Origin of the sequence: Sphingomonas sp. (genome assembly GCF_041661825.1) — a bacterium.
GTDB lineage: Bacteria > Pseudomonadota > Alphaproteobacteria > Sphingomonadales > Sphingomonadaceae > Sphingomonas.
The window spans coordinates 135,116-151,956 of sequence record NZ_JBAZTU010000001.1 but is presented as its reverse complement, the minus strand read 5'-3'; the positions used below and the strand labels follow the sequence as shown (position 1 = coordinate 151,956).

General features: G+C 61.2%; 17 protein-coding genes. 5 read left to right on the top strand and 12 right to left on the bottom strand.

Annotated elements, in window-relative coordinates:
- Positions 1–11: 11 nt before the first annotated feature.
- From aat to WC729_RS00635, 6 genes are all read right to left on the bottom strand, one after another.
- On the bottom strand, positions 12–773 hold the full coding sequence (aat, locus tag WC729_RS00660; RefSeq protein WP_372848491.1) for a leucyl/phenylalanyl-tRNA--protein transferase: 762 nt from the start codon (positions 771–773) through the stop codon (positions 12–14).
- On the bottom strand, positions 770–1,486 hold the full coding sequence (locus WC729_RS00655) for a ParA family protein (protein ID WP_372848489.1): 717 nt from the start codon (positions 1,484–1,486) through the stop codon (positions 770–772). The genes aat and WC729_RS00655 overlap by 4 nt, the downstream gene beginning before the upstream one ends.
- A 105-nt stretch (positions 1,487–1,591) precedes the next feature.
- Positions 1,592–1,972, bottom strand: a complete 381-nt coding sequence (locus WC729_RS00650) for a hypothetical protein (RefSeq protein ID WP_372850971.1) — start codon at positions 1,970–1,972, stop codon at positions 1,592–1,594.
- Positions 1,973–2,099: 127 nt separating this feature from the next.
- Positions 2,100–3,401 carry a type VI secretion protein ImpB gene (locus tag WC729_RS00645; RefSeq protein WP_372848487.1) on the bottom strand — a complete coding sequence of 434 codons (1,302 nt, stop codon included), beginning with the start codon at positions 3,399–3,401 and terminating at the stop codon, positions 2,100–2,102.
- Positions 3,402–3,588: 187 nt separating this feature from the next.
- A complete protein-coding gene (locus WC729_RS00640) occupies positions 3,589–4,113 on the bottom strand; it encodes a DNA-deoxyinosine glycosylase (RefSeq protein WP_372848485.1) in 525 nt (174 codons plus the stop codon).
- Positions 4,101–4,709: a hypothetical protein gene (locus WC729_RS00635; protein ID WP_372848483.1), complete on the bottom strand. Its 609-nt coding sequence runs from the start codon at positions 4,707–4,709 to the stop codon at positions 4,101–4,103. The genes WC729_RS00640 and WC729_RS00635 overlap by 13 nt, the downstream gene beginning before the upstream one ends.
- 644 nt (positions 4,710–5,353) lie before the next feature.
- Between WC729_RS00635 and WC729_RS00630 the strand changes: the two genes are divergently transcribed.
- Together WC729_RS00630 and WC729_RS00625 are read left to right on the top strand one after the other, a co-directional pair.
- A complete protein-coding gene (locus WC729_RS00630; RefSeq protein ID WP_372848481.1) occupies positions 5,354–5,794 on the top strand; it encodes a hypothetical protein in 441 nt (146 codons plus the stop codon).
- A gap of 146 nt (positions 5,795–5,940) precedes the next feature.
- A complete protein-coding gene (locus tag WC729_RS00625; RefSeq protein WP_372848479.1) occupies positions 5,941–6,870 on the top strand; it encodes a lysostaphin resistance A-like protein in 930 nt (309 codons plus the stop codon).
- Here the strand turns inward: WC729_RS00625 and WC729_RS00620 are convergent.
- Together WC729_RS00620 and WC729_RS00615 are read right to left on the bottom strand one after the other, a co-directional pair.
- Complete coding sequence (locus tag WC729_RS00620; protein ID WP_372848477.1) at positions 6,867–7,241, bottom strand: hypothetical protein; 375 nt, start codon at positions 7,239–7,241, stop codon at positions 6,867–6,869. The genes WC729_RS00625 and WC729_RS00620 overlap by 4 nt on opposite strands.
- 20 nt (positions 7,242–7,261) lie before the next feature.
- Positions 7,262–7,768: a DUF1993 family protein gene (locus tag WC729_RS00615; RefSeq protein WP_372848475.1), complete on the bottom strand. Its 507-nt coding sequence runs from the start codon at positions 7,766–7,768 to the stop codon at positions 7,262–7,264.
- 133 nt (positions 7,769–7,901) lie between these two features.
- Between WC729_RS00615 and WC729_RS00610 the strand changes: the two genes are divergently transcribed.
- The 3 genes from WC729_RS00610 (at position 7,902) to WC729_RS00600 (ending at position 11,029) form a co-directional block, all read left to right on the top strand.
- The gene (locus WC729_RS00610; protein ID WP_372848473.1) at positions 7,902–8,495 is read left to right on the top strand and encodes a hypothetical protein; all 594 of its coding nucleotides are present in this window, start codon (positions 7,902–7,904) and stop codon (positions 8,493–8,495) included.
- Between the two features lie 4 nt (positions 8,496–8,499).
- Positions 8,500–9,594 carry a DUF262 domain-containing protein gene (locus tag WC729_RS00605; RefSeq protein ID WP_372848471.1) on the top strand — a complete coding sequence of 365 codons (1,095 nt, stop codon included), beginning with the start codon at positions 8,500–8,502 and terminating at the stop codon, positions 9,592–9,594.
- Between the two features lie 325 nt (positions 9,595–9,919).
- Positions 9,920–11,029, top strand: coding sequence for a DNA cytosine methyltransferase (locus tag WC729_RS00600; RefSeq protein ID WP_372848469.1), 1,110 nt, complete (start codon positions 9,920–9,922; stop codon positions 11,027–11,029).
- Here the strand turns inward: WC729_RS00600 and WC729_RS00595 are convergent.
- From WC729_RS00595 to WC729_RS00580, 4 genes are all read right to left on the bottom strand, one after another.
- Positions 10,938–11,696: an MAE_28990/MAE_18760 family HEPN-like nuclease gene (locus WC729_RS00595; protein WP_372848467.1), complete on the bottom strand. Its 759-nt coding sequence runs from the start codon at positions 11,694–11,696 to the stop codon at positions 10,938–10,940. The genes WC729_RS00600 and WC729_RS00595 overlap by 92 nt on opposite strands.
- On the bottom strand, positions 11,693–12,805 hold the full coding sequence (locus WC729_RS00590) for a DUF262 domain-containing protein (protein WP_372848465.1): 1,113 nt from the start codon (positions 12,803–12,805) through the stop codon (positions 11,693–11,695). The genes WC729_RS00595 and WC729_RS00590 overlap by 4 nt, the downstream gene beginning before the upstream one ends.
- Before the next feature lie 83 nt (positions 12,806–12,888).
- Positions 12,889–13,536, bottom strand: coding sequence for a hypothetical protein (locus tag WC729_RS00585; RefSeq protein ID WP_372848463.1), 648 nt, complete (start codon positions 13,534–13,536; stop codon positions 12,889–12,891).
- A gap of 269 nt (positions 13,537–13,805) precedes the next feature.
- On the bottom strand, positions 13,806–16,649 hold the full coding sequence (locus tag WC729_RS00580) for a TonB-dependent receptor domain-containing protein (RefSeq protein ID WP_372848461.1): 2,844 nt from the start codon (positions 16,647–16,649) through the stop codon (positions 13,806–13,808).
- Between the last annotated feature and the right edge of the window lie 192 nt (positions 16,650–16,841).

Sequence of the window (16,841 nt, the reverse complement as noted above, 5' to 3'; positions counted from 1 at the left end):
CAGCACCCGATCTACGATGTCTGGACCAAGAGCTGCGCGATGACCTTCCCGGTCGGTGGTCCCGATTCGGTGCCGGTCGGCGGCGGCGACGACACGCCGCGGTCGAGCGCGAAGAAGTCGCCTGCCGCAGCCGCGCCCGCCGCCGAGGCGCCGGCGCCGACCACCCCGTCGACCGCCGCGGACAGCAATCCGACATAAGTGCTGCGCGGGATCTCGACCGCACCGAGCGAGGCGAGATGATCGGTCATGAACTGGCAGTCGAGCAGGGTGAAGCCGCCCACGCGCAGCCGTGCAACCAGCCAGGCGATCGCGACCTTCGACGCGTCTCGCGCGCGGCTGACCATGGACTCGCCAAAGAAAGCGCGGCCGAGGGCGATGCCGTAGAGCCCGCCGACGAGCTCGTCGCCGTCCCACACCTCGATCGAGTGCGCGAAGCCCAGGCGGTGGAGCTCGATCGAGGCCTGTTCGATCTGCGGGTTGATCCAGGTGTCGGGGCGATCGGCAGCCGACTCGGCGCAGAGCGCGATGACCTGTTCGAAGGCGGCGTTGGCGGTGACGCGGAAGCGGTCCGAGCCGATGGTCTTGCGCAGCGAGTGCGACAGATGGAAGCCGTCGAGCGGCAGGACCGCGCGGTATTTGGGTTCGACCCAATAGACCCCGTCCGCGTCGCGGGCATCGGCCATGGGGAAGACGCCGATCGCATAGGCGCCGAGCACCAGCTGCGGATCGAGCGGCGCGAACGCTGCCGCCGTATCGGGCGGCGCTCCCTTCACTTTGACAGCCGCCGTTCGACTGCCTGCCAGAGCTGGGCGAAGGCCTGGCCGCCCGGGGACTTCGCGGCATAGACGCCGACGGGGGCGCGGCGCACCGCCATCGACTCGACGATGCTGGCCATCGGCACCACGGGCCAGTCGGGATTGCGCGCCAGCGCCTCGGCGTGGAGCTTGCGGCGGCGATCGACCATCGAATGGACCGGCATGACCTGGGCCTTGGTGCCGAGATGCTTCACCACCTCGGCATAAGCGCGCTCGGACAAAGGCGAGGGGATGACGGGCACCACGATCAGGTCGGCAGCGCGCATCACCTGGTCGCTCGTCTCGGTGAGCCCGGGCGGGCAATCGAGCAGGATGCGGTCATAGGATTTGCGGAGACCCGTGAGCAGTTTTTGCAGGCGTTTCTTCTTGTCGAGTTCGTGGAACAGAAGGTCGAGCCCGCGTAGTGACGAGTCGGCGCTGATCAGGTCTAGCCGATCTATACCGGTAGGTTGAATCAACCTGGACGGCTCGACATCCTTGGAGAAGATCGACTGGGCCTGATCCTTCGCCTTGCTGCCGGACGAGAGGAGGAAGCTGCTCGCGGCCTGGGGATCGAGGTCCCACAACAGGGTGCGGCGGGACGAGAGGGTCGCGGCGCACCAGGCGAGGTTGACCGCCAGCGTGGTCTTTCCGACGCCGCCCTTGAGACTGTAGATCGCGATGGTGGCCATGCGGGACATGGTGCCCGAGCTGTTGGAACCGCGCAACCATCAGCCCATGAAAAAGGCCGGCGGATCGCTCCGCCGGCCTGATGGAAGTCGAGGGGAACGGCTGCCTTACTGGTGGCAGGTGGTCGAGCCCTTGCCCGGTGCGGTCAGGCTGATGGTCTTGGGCGAGCCGGTGAGCGAATAGCCCTCGGCGACCAGCGGATCGCCGGCCTTCTCGGCCTTCAAGGTCGTTGCGGGGCCGTCCTTGGCCAGCTTGACCACGGCCATCTTGTCGCCTTCGAAGAAGGTGACGTAGACGAGGCTGTTGTCCTTGCAGCGCATGGTGGCTTCCGCCTTCATCGCGGGCGGCAGTTCGACCGGCGCGCGCTTGGCGATTTCGGCCGCCTGCGGATCCGGCGCGGTCAGGGTGACCGTCTCCGGCTTGTCGTTGTTACAGGCCGAAAGCGCGAGAAGCGCGACGGCGGCGAGGGGGATGAAGCGGCTCGTCATGTCGGGGGCTGCTTTGCTCACAGAATCGGGTGCGTCAATAGCTTATTATCACATCGTATAGGATTTTCCGACCCATTCCGGGCGGTCACAAAAACGTCATATTGAAAAGCGTTGGCCAAGTGTCGGACTATTCGTGAAACTCGCTCAATTCCGGGATTCTGCCGAAGGCGATCTTGGTGCCGACCCGGTCCAATCTTCCGCCATGAAGCGGCCCCACGGACACTGCGTTGCGGCCGAAGCGCTGGTTTATGCGGTCCATCGCGCGGCTGAGCGAGAGGGTCCGAGTCTCGCGCGCCAGCGGGTCGTTTGGATCGAGCAGGGCGAAGAGCGATTCCTGCTCGCCCGCGACCGGTTCGATCTCCGCCAGGGTGACGCCGACCATGCGGATCTGGAAGTCGCCGGGGCGGGTGCGGCCGACCGCGACCAGCCGCGGATAGAGCGCCTCGAGCCCGGCCAGCACCGCAAAACTATCCTGCGTCGCCGGCAGCTTGATGCTGGCGCGCCAGGTCGACTTGTCGTCCTCGAACCGGGCGTGGAGCACGAGCAGGCGGCTGCGATAGGATTTGCGCCGCAGCCGGCTTGCCGCCTTGAGTGCCAAACGCCGCGCGGTGAGGCGGACCGGCTCAACCCCGCGCTTGCCGGGCGAGAGCACGTGGCTGTGGCCGATCGAGCGGCTCTGCGTCGCTTTCTCGGGCAGGTCGACGCCGTGGAGCAGATACCAGAGCCGATCGCCATTGGTGCCGCCCCAGGCCGTGCCGGCGTCGCGCGGCCGGCGCTCGCAGAGCTGGCGGATGTCGTTGATGCCGTCCTGCGCCAGGCGCCGCTCCATCTTCGCGCCGATGCCGGCGATGTCGCGCAGCGGCATGTCGAACAGGCGCTGGGGAAGCTGATCGGCGGTGAGCACGACCAGGCCATCGGGCTTCATCATGTCCGAGGCGAGCTTGGCGAGCAGGCGGTTGGGCGCGATGCCGACCGAGCTGGTCATGCACTCGCCAATGTTCGCGCGGATGCCGGCCTTGATGCGGTGGGCGAGTGCGACCGCGGCCTCCAGGCTGTTCTCATTATCGAGCAGGCGGCAGGCGACCTCGTCGATCGAGCAGACGCGTGTGACGGGGATGTGCTTCCAGATTTCCTCAATGATGGCGTCGTGGAATTCGACATATTTTTCGTGCCGGGCGGGCGTGATGATGAGATCGCGGCAGAGGCGCTTGGCTTCCCAGACGGGGGTGCCGGTGGAGATGCCGTAGCGCTTGGCCTCGACCGAGGCAGCGATGGCGACGGTGGTGTCGCTGTTCACGGGCGCGACGAGGACGGGTTTGCCGCGGAGTTCGGGCTGGAGTTGCTGCTCGACGCTCGCGAAATAGCTGTTCAGGTCGAGGAACAGCCAGCGCAGCGGGCGCGGGGGCAGGAGGGGCGAGTCGTCCGGCACGCTGAGAACATAGCATGAACGGTTTGGTTTGTTGAATCGGATTCGGGACTTCTTTTTACCTTCCCCGGCGGAGGCCGGGGCCCAGTAGGGGAAGGGTTCGTGACTAGCGCGCCGACCGTTTCCAAGCGTCTCCCAACTGGGCCCCGGCCTTCGCCGGGGAAGCAAGAAGGGGGGAAGGGGGTTGTGGTTAGGCCAGGTACTCCCGCAGCGCGTTCCAGGCGGGTTGCTTGGCGGCGGCGCCGACGGTGTGGAGGGGGCTGCTGGAGGGGAGGGCGATGAGCGCCAGGCCGGGGACCTCACCGAGCTGCTTCGTGCCGTGGCGGAAGGAGGTGGCGCCGTTGAAGCCGATCGCGCGGAGATCGGGCAGGGTGGCGACCAGGCCGGCGAGATCGTTGCCGACAAGATCGCGGATCGCGGCGTCGCTGCTGCCGTCGCGGCGGGCGCTGGCGACGACGTCCCACAGGCCCACGCGCGCAGCGAGCAGGGCGGCGAGGCGGTCCTCATAGGCGAGCGCGGGCAGGTCCCGGCCGATGACGCCGGACATAAGCTGCCAGAACTGGTTCTGCGGATGCGCGTAATAACGCTGCGCGGCGAGCGAGTGCTCGCCGGGGAGGCTGCCGCAGAGGAGCAGGCGGGTATCCGGGGCGACGACCGGCGGGAAGGAGCGCTTCACCGCCGCATCCGCGCCGGCGCTCGATATCAGGGCAACCATGCCACCGATCTAGGGCATGGCAGGATGCTTTGCACGTTGCGGTGCGGCCGGGGTGGCAGGACGATGCGCACGGCGTCGCCCTGTTGCTGCCGGACGACGCTGAGGCAATGCGCCCAGGGCTGGTGCGATGGCGGGGAGGCCTTGAGCAGCGTTTCGTCGGCGAAGGAGATCGGCAGGTCGAATGCCCCGTGATCGAGGCTGGCATAGGGGCCATGGCGCCCGGTCCTGAAGGCCGTGATGGGGTAGAGGACAGGCGCGACGACCGCGTCGCTGCCCCAGAAGGCGTACATTTCCGTAAGGCGCTCCGCGGTATAGCCCGACACCATAGCGCAGATCAGGGGGAGGGCGATGAGCGCTACGACCAGGGACAATAGGGGTCTTTGAGACCGGAGGCCGGCACGCTGCGAGGCGCGAGCCTGGATGAACAACAGGATGGCCGGGACAATGCCGAGCAGTCCGCCGGCGCACAGCATCACCGTCAGCAGGGGTTCGGCGACGGGCGAGATCAGCTCGGTCCGTCTCAGCGTGATGTCGATCCAGCAGGCAAAGACGACCGCCAGATAGAGGCAGAGGATGACGGCGTGGCGCCGAGGCATGGGCGGTGCCTTTGGGCGAGGCGAGGGGGGCGAGGTGTCTGGCATGGCGGGCGCGCGCCTTGTGTCGCGCGCCGGGCGGCGGAGGTGAAGTGAAATCATTGTCATCGGGCGTACCGGGCCGTCCGCGCCGATCGCGGGAGGGAAGGGGCTGGACACTATAAAGAGCGGGAGGGAGTGACCCCTGTGCTGTCCGGAATAGAGCGGGGTGCGGGAACGTTGAATCAAGGCGCGGTTTTCGCCGGCGGGGTGTTGGAGAGGCGGGGCAGTAATCGTGAAGAACGCGTGGGCGATTTTGCACGGAACTGCGGAAAACGGCCGAATATTCGGCGTATCTTGAGAGCCAACGTCCACCCGGAATTTTTCGACCGTTTCTTTGGTCCTGCGCGAGAATCGTCGATGAACGGAACCTGTCCCAGCGCAGGGACTGTCCAGGCGCGGCGATCGGCGATCCAACAGATTGTGAGAGTATTGCCATTTTACTCGCCGAATTATGAGAATTGATCGGATTTTCTTCATGCTCTTCTTGCCTGCGGAATCCAGTTGTTCGGGCGCTCCCGTGCCGACGGGAGGGGCGGGTTCCGGGAGATTTGAGCATAGACCAGCCGCGTGTTGAATCGGCGGGCGGTGGATGATTGCAAAACGGAATGGCAGGCAGCAACAAGAGGAGGCCGCTGCGATCACACTCCAATCCCAAGGTGCAATCCGTGATTGAACTCGCCCCGGTGCGGAAAGACGAAGAGCGGGAGTATCCGGTTCCGTCGTTGTGGCGACGCAAATTACGCGAGATCGTCGCGGCGCTTCATGAGCGCAATTACGCCCTGGATGGCATCGCGGACGTCGAACAGCCAGGCAACGACACGTCGACTCTCATTGCAGAAGTCATCCAGGATTATGGATGCACGATAACGGTTCTGCCCGATGAGAGCTGGGAAACGTCGGTTTGCAGTTGGCAGGTGACTTACTGGGATGTGCTGGTGGACCTCTTTACCGTCGAGGAGGGCCGGAGCGATCTGGTCCTGCAGGTCAATGTGGTCGAACAGGCGGACCGGTTCTTGTTCAAGGTGCACCTCGTCTATGTGCCGTAGCGAGAGTGCGGGCCATATATGGCCGCGTCGCTGCTGCTCGAAATGCGGGCGAGACCTGACCCTGGCTTAGGTCCGCTTCCGGCTTCAGTGTGTTGCTTATATAATGCACCTGCCCTACCAACGAGAATCTTGGGGGGGAGGGATCGATGGCGGCCACAGGAATCGAGTTGGGCAATGCGCGGGTGCTTCGGCCGGGCAGGCTGCGTTGGCTGCGCGCGCTTGGGTGGATGGTGGTGCTGGCGGTGCTCGCCGTGCTGACGTTCAATGTCGCTGCGGACTCCGTGTTGCGGGTCGCGGCATGGGCCGATGGGACTCACTTCACCACGCGCGCTGCCGCGCCCGGCGGAGCTCGGCTGGTTGCGGTGATCATCGGGTCGATCGCCATGCTGGCGGTTTATGGGCTGGCGGTTCGCCTGGGCGAAGCGCGGTCGGCGGACGAGCTGGCGCTGGCGCCGTTGCTGCCGGAAACGCTGGGCGGCCTTGCGATCGGTGGGGCGATCATGGCGGCGATCATCGGGGCACTGGCGATCGCTGGCATGGTGACGATCGAGGCCGTGCCGGTGTCGCACATCTCCTCATCGCTGAAGGAGACGATCCAGTCAGCGGTGATCGAGGAGACGCTGATGCGGTTGATCATCTTCCGCCTGTTGTGGCGATCCTTCGGGGTGTGGCCGGCGCTGGGGCTCGCGGCGGTTCTGTTCGGCGCGCTGCATCTCGGCAATCCCGACGCGACGCTGTTTTCGGCGATCTGCCTGCTGGCGGGGGAGGGCGTGGGCGCAGGCCTTTATATGCTGACGGGTCGGCCCTGGCTGTCGATCGGCATGCATGCGGGCTGGAATTTCACGCAAGGCTGGGTCTTCGGCAGCGCCGTTTCGGGGCTTGGCGGTTTTGCCGGTGGGCCACTCGTCACGCGGCCTGTGCACGGCGTCGCGCCGTTCCTGAGCGGGGGCGGTTTCGGGCCGGAGAGTTCGCTGTTCGCCTTGCTCCTTTCGCTCGTGGCGAGTGGTGGCGTTTTGTGGCTGGCGTGGAAAAGGGGCGGGTTTCGGGAGCGTACCGACGTGGTGGCGAAGCCCTAAGCCTTCGGTAGGCAAGGCGCCTTTGCCGCGCGGAAGCGGATGCAGTCCCACTCCATGTCGCCCTGGCCGATCGCGTTATGGGTGTAGCGGACGGCGAGCGCTGCGGTTTGCGGGTCGGTGAGGGGTTCGCTGCGGGCGGCGGTGGCGGGGTCCGTCCAGCCATAGATGGTGCAGGCCTGCCGGCCCTCGCACTGCTTGCGGAACGCGGCCTCGGTTTTCGGCACATCGGCGTCCGGGCCGATCGTGACGGCGAAGACATCCCCGCCGATCGGCCTGAACTCCATGCCCGCCGCGCCGGCGGCCTTGCCGCCACCGCCGCTACAGCTCGTGAGGAGCAGGGCGGCGGCGAGCCCGGCCGCGGGCGTCTTCATCGTCGGCAGTCGCACCGGCATCAGCGCGCGCCGAGATAGTCCAGCTTGCCGACCGGCACGCCCTTGTGGCGCAGGATGGCGTAGGCGGTCGTGACGTGGAAATAGAAGTTCGGCAGGACGAAGTTGGTCACATAATTGCGGCCGGTGAAGTCGATCGAGCCGCCGGGCGTGGTGAGGGTGACGGTGGCGTCCTCCTTGCCGTCGATCGCCCCGCGTCGGACGGCCTGGAGGAAGGCGACCGTCTTCGCGATGCGCGCCTGCAGATCGGCGAAACTGGCTTCCTCATCGGCCATGGGCACATTCTCGACCCCGCCGAGGCGGACGGCGGCGAGCTTCGCCGTGTCGCTGGCGCGCTGCACCTGGCCGGTGAGCGGCGCCATATCCTCGATCAGCCGCGCGGTGAGCAGCTCTGTGGGATCCAGCCCCTTCTCGGCGGCGAAGGCCTCCCCCTTGGCGAGGAAGGCGGACATGGCGTGGAAGCCCCGGAGGAAGATCGGGACGGTGAGATCGTAGAGCTGAGTCGTCATGGGGCGCGGTGTAGCGGGGTGGGGGCGGGGCGTCGATGGGGGGTAAGTCTGCCCTTTCCGGAAACGATCAGTCGGTCGCTCCTCGATAGAGCAGTCCTTGCCGAATGATTCGGTAAGAGATAGCTTCTAAAAAATGGCACTGACGACCATTCGCGATGAAGTCCTCCGAGATTTGAAAAACCTCAACCCAGAGGCATTCGTGGAAACCCACATTTTTGACCGCGTTCCGCATTTTTGGGGAAGCGACAAAACAAAATTCTCTAGCTGGAAACGTCAGCTAGCAAGAGGGTTGGGCGTCGACCCTGCAGACATAACGGTCGTAGGCAGTGCTGCAGTAGGAGTAAGCTTGAATCCCTACAAGAATTTTAAAGTGTTTAACTCAGAATCTGACATAGATGTGGCGGTAATCTCACCGTTTTATTTCCAGTCCGCCTGGAGATTCCTGCGACAAGGCGGCGCGATTCGTTCAAAGCTAACTTTGAGAGAGAGAGGATCTTGGGACGATCATAAGACAAACTTGGTCTACTGGGGTGCCATAGCAACCGATCGCCTCCTCCCTCGTTTTCCGTTCGGTGCGGAATGGCGAAGGGTGCTGGATGAAATTGATTCAAAGAGTGGCTCTAATTCGATAAATGTACGGGTGTATAATGATTATGATGCACTTAGATCTTATCAGATAAACTCTGTAAAGAACATGCAGCGAGACATAATAACTAAATCTGGATAAGCCGATGCAACGATACACGAAAACGACTAGTCGAACTGTGGCTTGGCTCAAGGGCGTTGCGGACAGTGAGAAGCTAATTCTCGCGCCCCCGTTCCAACGAAATCCTGTGTGGACGGTGAAACAGCAGAGCGCCCTTATAGAAACCATCTTGTTGGAATACCCAATACCTGAGCTCTACATGCAGGACGCTGTCGACACCGTTGGAAATGAGCAACATATTGTTGTTGATGGTCAGCAGAGAGTAAGAGCGGTTCTTGACTATATAGTTGGGGACTACGAGATATCTGATGATATTTCTAGATGGGCAGGCGTTTCTTTTGAGGATCTTGGACCGGACGAAAAGAAAAAAATATTTGAATACGACTTCGTGGTTCGCGTATTGCCGGAGATGGATGAAGAGCAAATTAGGTCGATATTCCAAAGGATAAATAGAACAAATATTGTATTGAATCCCCAAGAGCTCAGGCATGCCACATACTGGGGATCTTTCATTAAAACTATAGAAGAAGTTGCTGACTTGGAGTTTTGGGAGTTAAGTGGCGTGTTCACGGCGAATGATAGGCGCCGAATGCTGGATGCAGAGTACGTTAGTGAGTTAGCAATAGCTGACATGAATGGACTTCAAAACAAAAAGGCCAAGATAGAAGAATACTACCGTATTTATGAAACGGATTTTTCTGATTCAAGAAAACTGAAAAAGACATTTAATGCTGTCCTAAGCGAAATAGAGGCGATTTTACCGCAGATTCGCAAAACTCGCTGGCGTAAAAAATCGGACTTTTATACGCTTTTTTTATTCCTCGCAGCGGCGAAAAATTTATTGCCGATGACAGCAGGCGGGCGGAGAAAGATGAGAAGTGCGCTTCTCACGTTTGGAGATGAGGTGACTGCGCACATAGCGGGTGCAGAACGGTCATTAGATTTGGTGCATGATTCTTCCTTGGTAATAAAATATGCAAACAACGTTGAGAAAGCGGCCTCTGATCTTTCATCCCGGCGGAATAGGCGAGATGCCATCGCCGCTGCCTTAGATCCAATAATAGAAGCGGAGAAGTCATTCCAGGAGGAATTATCTGAAACAGATGAGAATGACGTGTAGACATGTGACGGGAAATGAACTTTTATCATTGCCGAAAAATCTGCCATAGATTGGCGCGTCAGCTTCTTTATTTTCGCTTCTCGTCACGGCTTGGCCATCTTAACTCGCGACGCGGGCTCGGCGGTGGGGCTGACGTAGGCGCTGGGCGGACGTTTGTTGAGAGGGCGGCTGGCCGGTGTTATCTGGAGCGCTAGGTGGGCAGTCAACCACGCCCCCACAAAATTTGCTGCCCCGCCATAACTCATCGATGAGCGGTGCCTAACGTGCGGCGGCGGCGGCACTTGACATCTTCCCTCCAATCCATCGCTACTGCTAATGCCGGGTGATGAAAACCAGAACGAAAGCCGAACCGACGAAAGCGGCCCAGGCCGGCCGCGCGCATCGCAGTCCGAAGCGTATCGTTGCGGTCGATCTGTTTTGCGGGGCGGGGGGATTGGCCTATGGTCTGAAATCGGCTGGCCTGAAGGTCGCCGCTGGTGTCGATTTGGATCCGCGTTGCCGTTTTCCGATCGAACAAAATTGCCAGGCCAAGTTCTTCGAACGTGATGTTGCGGAGGTCTCCGCCACTGATCTTCGCTCGTGGTTCGGGAAGGCTGACGTCCGGGTTCTGGCGGGTTGCGCGCCCTGTCAGCCATTTTCTACCTATTCCCAAAGTCGTAAGTCTCCGGATTCTCGGTGGGAATTGCTTCAGAGCTTCCAGCGGTTGGCTCTCGAGACATTGCCTGAGATCGTGACCATGGAGAACGTGGTTGGCCTCGCAACTCGCACGGTTTGGAGTGAATTTGTTGCTGCTCTTGAAAGTGTCGGTTACAATGTCCGGTGGGATGAGGTCGCCTGCACCGACTATGGCGTTCCACAGAAGCGAAAACGGCTAGTCTTGCTTGCCTCTCTGCTTGGGCCGATCAACCTCCCAGATCCGACGCATCGTGAAGCCCCGGTCACCGTTCGCGACGCGATTGCCCAACTTCCTCCGATTGCGGGTGGGGAGGCGGCCGGGTCGGACGCGCTGCATATTTCCAGCCGTCTGAGTGCCACCAACATGCGGCGCATCAGAGCGTCGCGCCCTGGAGGAACATGGCGGGATTGGCAGCCCGAACTGCGTGCCGAATGCCACCGTCGCGAAACAGGTGCAACCTACCCGGCTGTCTATGGTCGCATGGATTGGAGCAAGCCGTCTCCGACTATTACGACCCAGTTTTATGGGTTTGGCAGCGGTCGGTTTGGTCATCCCGAGCAGGATCGTGCTTTGAGCATTAGGGAGGCAGCAATCCTGCAATCTTTTCCGCCAGATTATCGTTTCGTGGAAACAACCGAAGATATCAGCTTTCGCGGACTGGGTATTCTCATCGGGAATGCCGTCCCTCCCAAACTCGCGCAAGCGATCGGGAAAGCAATTCGCGCACACGTCGAAGGACTGGAACTCCAGCCGCAATAACTGGCGGCGGTGGCTCTGGAATCGGTTCTCTATATCCCTCTAAATCAAGATACGTATCGATGTGGCGTAAAATAGCGCTCATGTAGGCAAGCGAATATCGGGCGATCCTTATGACATCATCAGTCGTATACTGCTTACCGACCTCCGAGAAAGACTCTGTACCGTGCGCCAGATCCTGCCTACGCGTCTTGACAGTCAGTAAATGGGCGCCGTGCTGAGTGAGGGCGAATTCGGTATTCGTTTCAAAGCCGTAAGTGGTGCCTGCCTCTCGAAGTTTTTTTGCGTCCACGTTGCCCGAGAACAATTTCTGAGGATCAAAGCTGCTCGCTATCAGGTCGATAGCAACGTGTCGGAGGCTGGTTAGGCGGTCGGCGCCAACATTATTCTTAAAATCATTCAGGATGCGGACACGGAATTTTTCCCGTAATTGGTCAAACGTCGTTCCGGTTCTACCAATTTCATCATATATAGCAAGAATACCTAATCGGGCCGATGCTTCGACTGCGTTGTATATGATCAGCAACGCTCCAGCGCGGAAGATTTTAAGTTCTTCATCGTGCCTGCGCGGCCCGCTCCTCTCGAGTTCGCGCTCGGCAACAACCATCACCGCCAGATAGCGGCGTACCTCAGACCGGCGCTTTTCAAACTCCGCTAGGAAGGACCTCACTCGCGTAGCAGGTGGTCGCGGACGAACTCGATACGAGCGGTGATCCTGGGCCTGGAATTGGCACCGTCAGATGTTACCAGCTTCGTAAATTCATTTCCGTAGGCCCAGTCAGCTACCTCCGCGGGGCTAACATTCAAGTCAGGCCGCTCCCGCAATGCTAAGGCTGTTCCCACGGCAATCGCCTCGAAACGAACTCGTGGAATTCGAGTGTTGGTGCTCGATTTCCGGAATCCATGCTGAAAGTTGTCCGCGACAAAGCGAAGCATATTACGCCATTCGTATCGCATAGAAGGTCCGTCACGCGTCAAATCGAAACTCGCTTTCGACGCGATATATTCATCCACAAAATCAATAACGCTTCGCTTGAAGTCATCATATGCTTCCGTATAGGCAAAGAAGCGCACCACCAACTCGTCATAGTCACGGCGCTTAATCGATGATGGCGAAAGCGGCGCGATTTCTCGCAGTTTAGGATCGTTTGCTAACTCAGAAACGAACGACAGGAATGTTCCCTTTAGTACACCACGTCGAACTTCCATAGGGTTGAGCGGCTCACCGCCCGAGTTGATCCTATCGAACATATCACGACGCATCTCCTCGTCCGCCTTCTCGGTCAACTCGATTAAACGGATTGTCGTACGGAGAAATCGTCGTCGCCTTGATGGCAGCAGATCATCCAACTTAGTTCCATTAAGAGCATCAAGTTTTGTTAGCTTTTCCAACTGAAGCTCATTCGTTAGATACGCCGCGAGGGTTCGAATTCTTTGGGTGCCGTCAACGATTTCCAAACGTCCGGAAAGTTCTTCGTCCTCAGATCCGACGTCGGCCACAAATAGGTAGGGCACTGGCAGTCCGATCATGACGGATTCAATAAAACGCGATTGCTGTTTAACAGACCAAACAAAACTACGCTGGTAGTCTGGAACGAATATTTCGTTAGTTCCATCTTCTGCGCCAATAAGGTATTTTGGTACAAGTACTTCTATGGGATATTCTCTGATCGTGTAATCTACATCTCGCATGTGCGCGCGAATCTGCTCTTCGCCCTCTTCCTGCGCCCGCCGTCGCCGTTCGGAATCTAACTGGTCTTGGAACAGGTCGGTCGACATTGCCGCATCTCCTGCCCGTCGAGTCGGGCAATCCATTGAGTATCTATCTTAACGCTCTGGTGGCTTCGGTCCATTCCCGGACTTTAGGCGGCGGCCGTGGTCGCCTTGTTGGCCCTTTTGATAAGGGCACCTGTAGCTTTCTTAATGGTCGTTTTGGCTGCCTTAGCTGCCTCTCCATCCAGCGTATCGCGTTTGATGATCTCAATCGTCAGCAGCGCACGGAGCTCTTCGTCGCTCGTCTTCAACCCCGAAAATAGTCGCCGCATCTCTTTCCGTAGCCCGCCGACCATCGCGTCGCCGAGCAACAGTTCGGCGATCACGTGTCGATTGAGGATCAGCGCTTGCTGATGGAATTGGTGAAGCGCGTCGGTGGTGATGCTCTCGCGGCAAAGCATGAAGAGCTTCCCCAGATCATCAGCCGAACGCGCCGACAGCGTGGCCATGTCGAAGCAGTAAATTTCCTCCCAGTCGATCGGCTGGGCGAACTTGATGCGATATACCTTCCAGACGATTGCATTGGTCAAGAGAACCCATTCGATGCCCTCGTGGGCCCCATAATTGACCGCCTGCCGCAGGTGGTTGTTATTCAACGACGTACCGGCGGATTTGATCTCGGCGAGATAATGAATCTTGTTTCCGATCTTGACCGCCAAGTCGCAGAAAGTGCCGCGAATCTGCTGCTCGCTAGTTAGTTCGAGATATTTGTCGTAGCCGAAAATGTCGGTCAGCATGTCCTTGCAAACGGTAACCGTGTCAGCTTCGGAAATGTCCCTCTCCGCCAGCTTTCGGATTATCGGCTGATATCTCTTTAGCCCTGCGACAAGACGGTCCTGTACCTTCTTGGGTATCTTGACGGTATTCATCTTAGCCCCCTCCGAATTATTGGGGGCAGCTTAGCGGTAGAGTGTCACTGCGCAACCTCAGACCGTAACTCCAAGGAGCTACAAAAAAGCCGGACGCGGTTTTCCGCGCCCGGCCAAATTGTCTCGTAACCTACCCCTCAGAGCCCAAACGAAACCCGCGCATAGCCAAACTGCCCCGGCACATCATAAGTGGTCGGATCGAAGTTCGCGCTGTCGCAGGTGAAGCAGGCCGGGGGATCCCGGTCGAACACGTTGTTCACCCCGAGCGTCAGCCGCACGCGGTGGTCCATCCAGGAAGGCGAGAAGTATAGCTGCACGTCGCCGTAGAGCACGCGGCCCATGGTGTGCACGCCGTCCCGTTCCGCCACCTTGCTGATGTAGCGGCCAGTGAAGGACGCGCCATAGCCGAGCGTGGACCAGTCGATCGTCGCGTTCGCCTTGAAGCGGGGATAGGCCTGGTCGGGGCTGCCGCGTTCCGTGCCGGCGAACTGGAGCGTCGGGGCGCCGAGATCGGCGGGCGGCAGGACATCATATTTCAGCAGCCAGGCGGCATTGACCGCCAGGCCGACTGTGCCCCCTGCGACATCGCGCGAGCGGAAGTTGAACGAGGCGTCGATGCCGTCAGTCTCGATCGCGTTGAGGTTGAGCAGCCGGGCATTGATGCTGGCCACCGCGCCGCTGCCCGTGCGGCGGACCGCGGCGCAGCTGATCGGATCCGCATTGAACGCGCAGCGCGTGAGCGTGAGCGTGGCGGGGACCGAGTCGATCGCGTTCTTCAGGCTGATCTTGTACCAGTTGACCTCCAGGCTGAGCGCGCTCGAGAAGCCGCGTGCCCAGCTCGGGCTGTAGACGCCGCCTGCCGTCCAGGTCTTGGCCGTTTCCGGCTTCAGCGCGGTATTGCCCTGGGAGAAGACGCCGAGCTGACCGCCGACCGGCTCGGCATAGCTGCCATTGGCAGGGACGCCGTTGGCGATGCAGTTCGCCTTCACCGTCGCGTTGGTCTGGAAGAAGCCGCCGGGCGCGCTGGTGCAGGGATCGTCGATCGTCGCGTCGAAGCGCGACGGGCCTGCATAAAGCTCACCGATGCTCGGGGCGCGCAGGCTCTCGGCAAAGCCGCCGCGCAGCAGCAGGTCGGCGACCGGCTTCCACAGGCCGGACGCGGTGTAGGTCGTGTTGCTGCCGAAGGACGAATAGTTGGAATGGCGGACCGCACCGTCGAGCTCCAGCTTTTCGAAGAAGGGCTGGTGGCTGAGGATCGGCACGCGGATTTCGCCGTAGAATTCGTCGACGTTGAAGCCGCCGCGGGCCGGGCTGGTCGGCACGTCGGCGCCGAGGCCGGCGACGATCAGCGGATCGGGATCGTAGCTCGCCTGCTGATCGCGGTGCTCATAGCCGATCGCGACGCCGACCGGGCCGGCGGGCAGATCGAACAGGTCGCCCGACAGGTTGGCGGTGAAATCGGCGAGGCGCTGGTTGCTCTTGTCGCGTTCGTCGAAGGTCACATAATTCAGCATCGGTTGCGTGATCGAGCCCGCGCCGCCGAAGATGTTGAAGGGCACGCACTCACCGGTGCAGGCCGAGAGCGGGCCGAGCGCGCGGGCGAGCTTGGCCGCGTTGAGGTTGCCGGTGAAGAGCTGGTGCGCGTCGTTATTGCCGTAGACGCCGTTCACGTCCCAGTACCAGCGGTGATCGCCGATGTTGAACGATCCGTCGAAGGTGAGGGTGGCCGACATGGTGTCGACATTCTGGGTGAAGGTGCGCTGGCCGCCCTCGACGAAGCGGCGGCGGATGGTCGAGTAGTTGGCGGGGGTGCCGTCCGCGCCCGAGGAGAGGGTGACGCCGAACGGGTTGTACGGGTTGGTGGCGTCGACCGAGATGGTGTCGAGCAGGTTGCCGTTGCCGGCGTCGGGCCCGACGAACAGCGGGAGGAAGGCCGCGAGGGTGGTCGAGTGGCGGTGGTTATAGACCAGCTTCACCCGCATGTTGATGTTGTCGGTCAGCTCCTGCTTGAAGTTGAAGAAGGCGCCGTAGCGTTCCGACGGGGTAAGCAGGTAGTTGTAGGGCGCGAAGTTGAAACTGTCGGTGGCCGAGGAATAGTTGCGGAAATCGGCCGGGTAGGTCGGGCGGCCGGCGACCGGCGCGCGCAAAGTGAGGCTCTGGCCGAGCACGTCGAAACGGCCATTGGGGATCGCGCTGGAGCAGCCGCCGGAAGCGCAGCTCGTGCCGCCGGGGGTGGGGAATTGCGAGATCGCGCGGTCGCGGGTGCTGACCGCTTCCTGCTTGGCGTAGCTGGCGCCGAACACGACGGAGGTGCCGCTGTCCGGCGACTGGATGCCGTAGCTTGCCTCGAGATTCCAGGTGTGGCCGTCACCCGCGCGGTAGGTGCCGAATTGCGCCGACGCCTTGAGCCCGACCTGCGCCTGTTTGGTGATGATGTTGACGACGCCGGCAACCGCATCCGACCCGTAGAGCGGGGACGCGCCGGATTGCAGCACCTCGACACGCTCGATCATGTTGGTGGGGATTTCGTTGAGGTCGACCGAGGCGGGGATGCCGCCCGCGGCCGAGCCGTTGACGAAGCGCAGGCCGTCGACCAGCACGAGTGTGCGCTTGGCGGCGAGATAGCGCAGGTCGATCTCGGCCGAACCCGAGCTGACGCCGGTGCCGTCGGGCGGGCCGCCGATATTGCCGGCATTGTTGACCTTGGTGTTGAGGCCGCCCGCGGCGCTGGGCAGGCGTTGCAGCACGTCGCCGATCGAGGTGAGGCCGGTGCGGGCGATGGCGGTCTCGTCGACGGTGACGACGGGCTTGTCCTGGTCGAGCGGGCTTCGGCGGATGCGCGACCCGGTGACGACTATGTCTTCGCTGCCGGCGGCGGTGTCGGCGGGCGTATCCTGTGCCTGGGCCGGTACGGCCGAGAAGCCAGCGATGAGTGCCAGCGACGCTATGCCGGCAAGTTTCCCCAATTTGATCTCGCGCATGATGTCATCTCCTGAACCACGCCCCCCGAGACATCCCCCCTGTTTTTTGCCCTGTCACAAAGGTGAAACGGCGCGGGGGATGCTGGCAAGGAAAGATGGCAGGGTGGGCGGGTTTGTTGCGCGTTTGTTGCGGGAGCGTGCTTTGCGGGAGACAGTTGGGGCCGGTTTCGGTTGTGTCCGTGCGGCGGACAG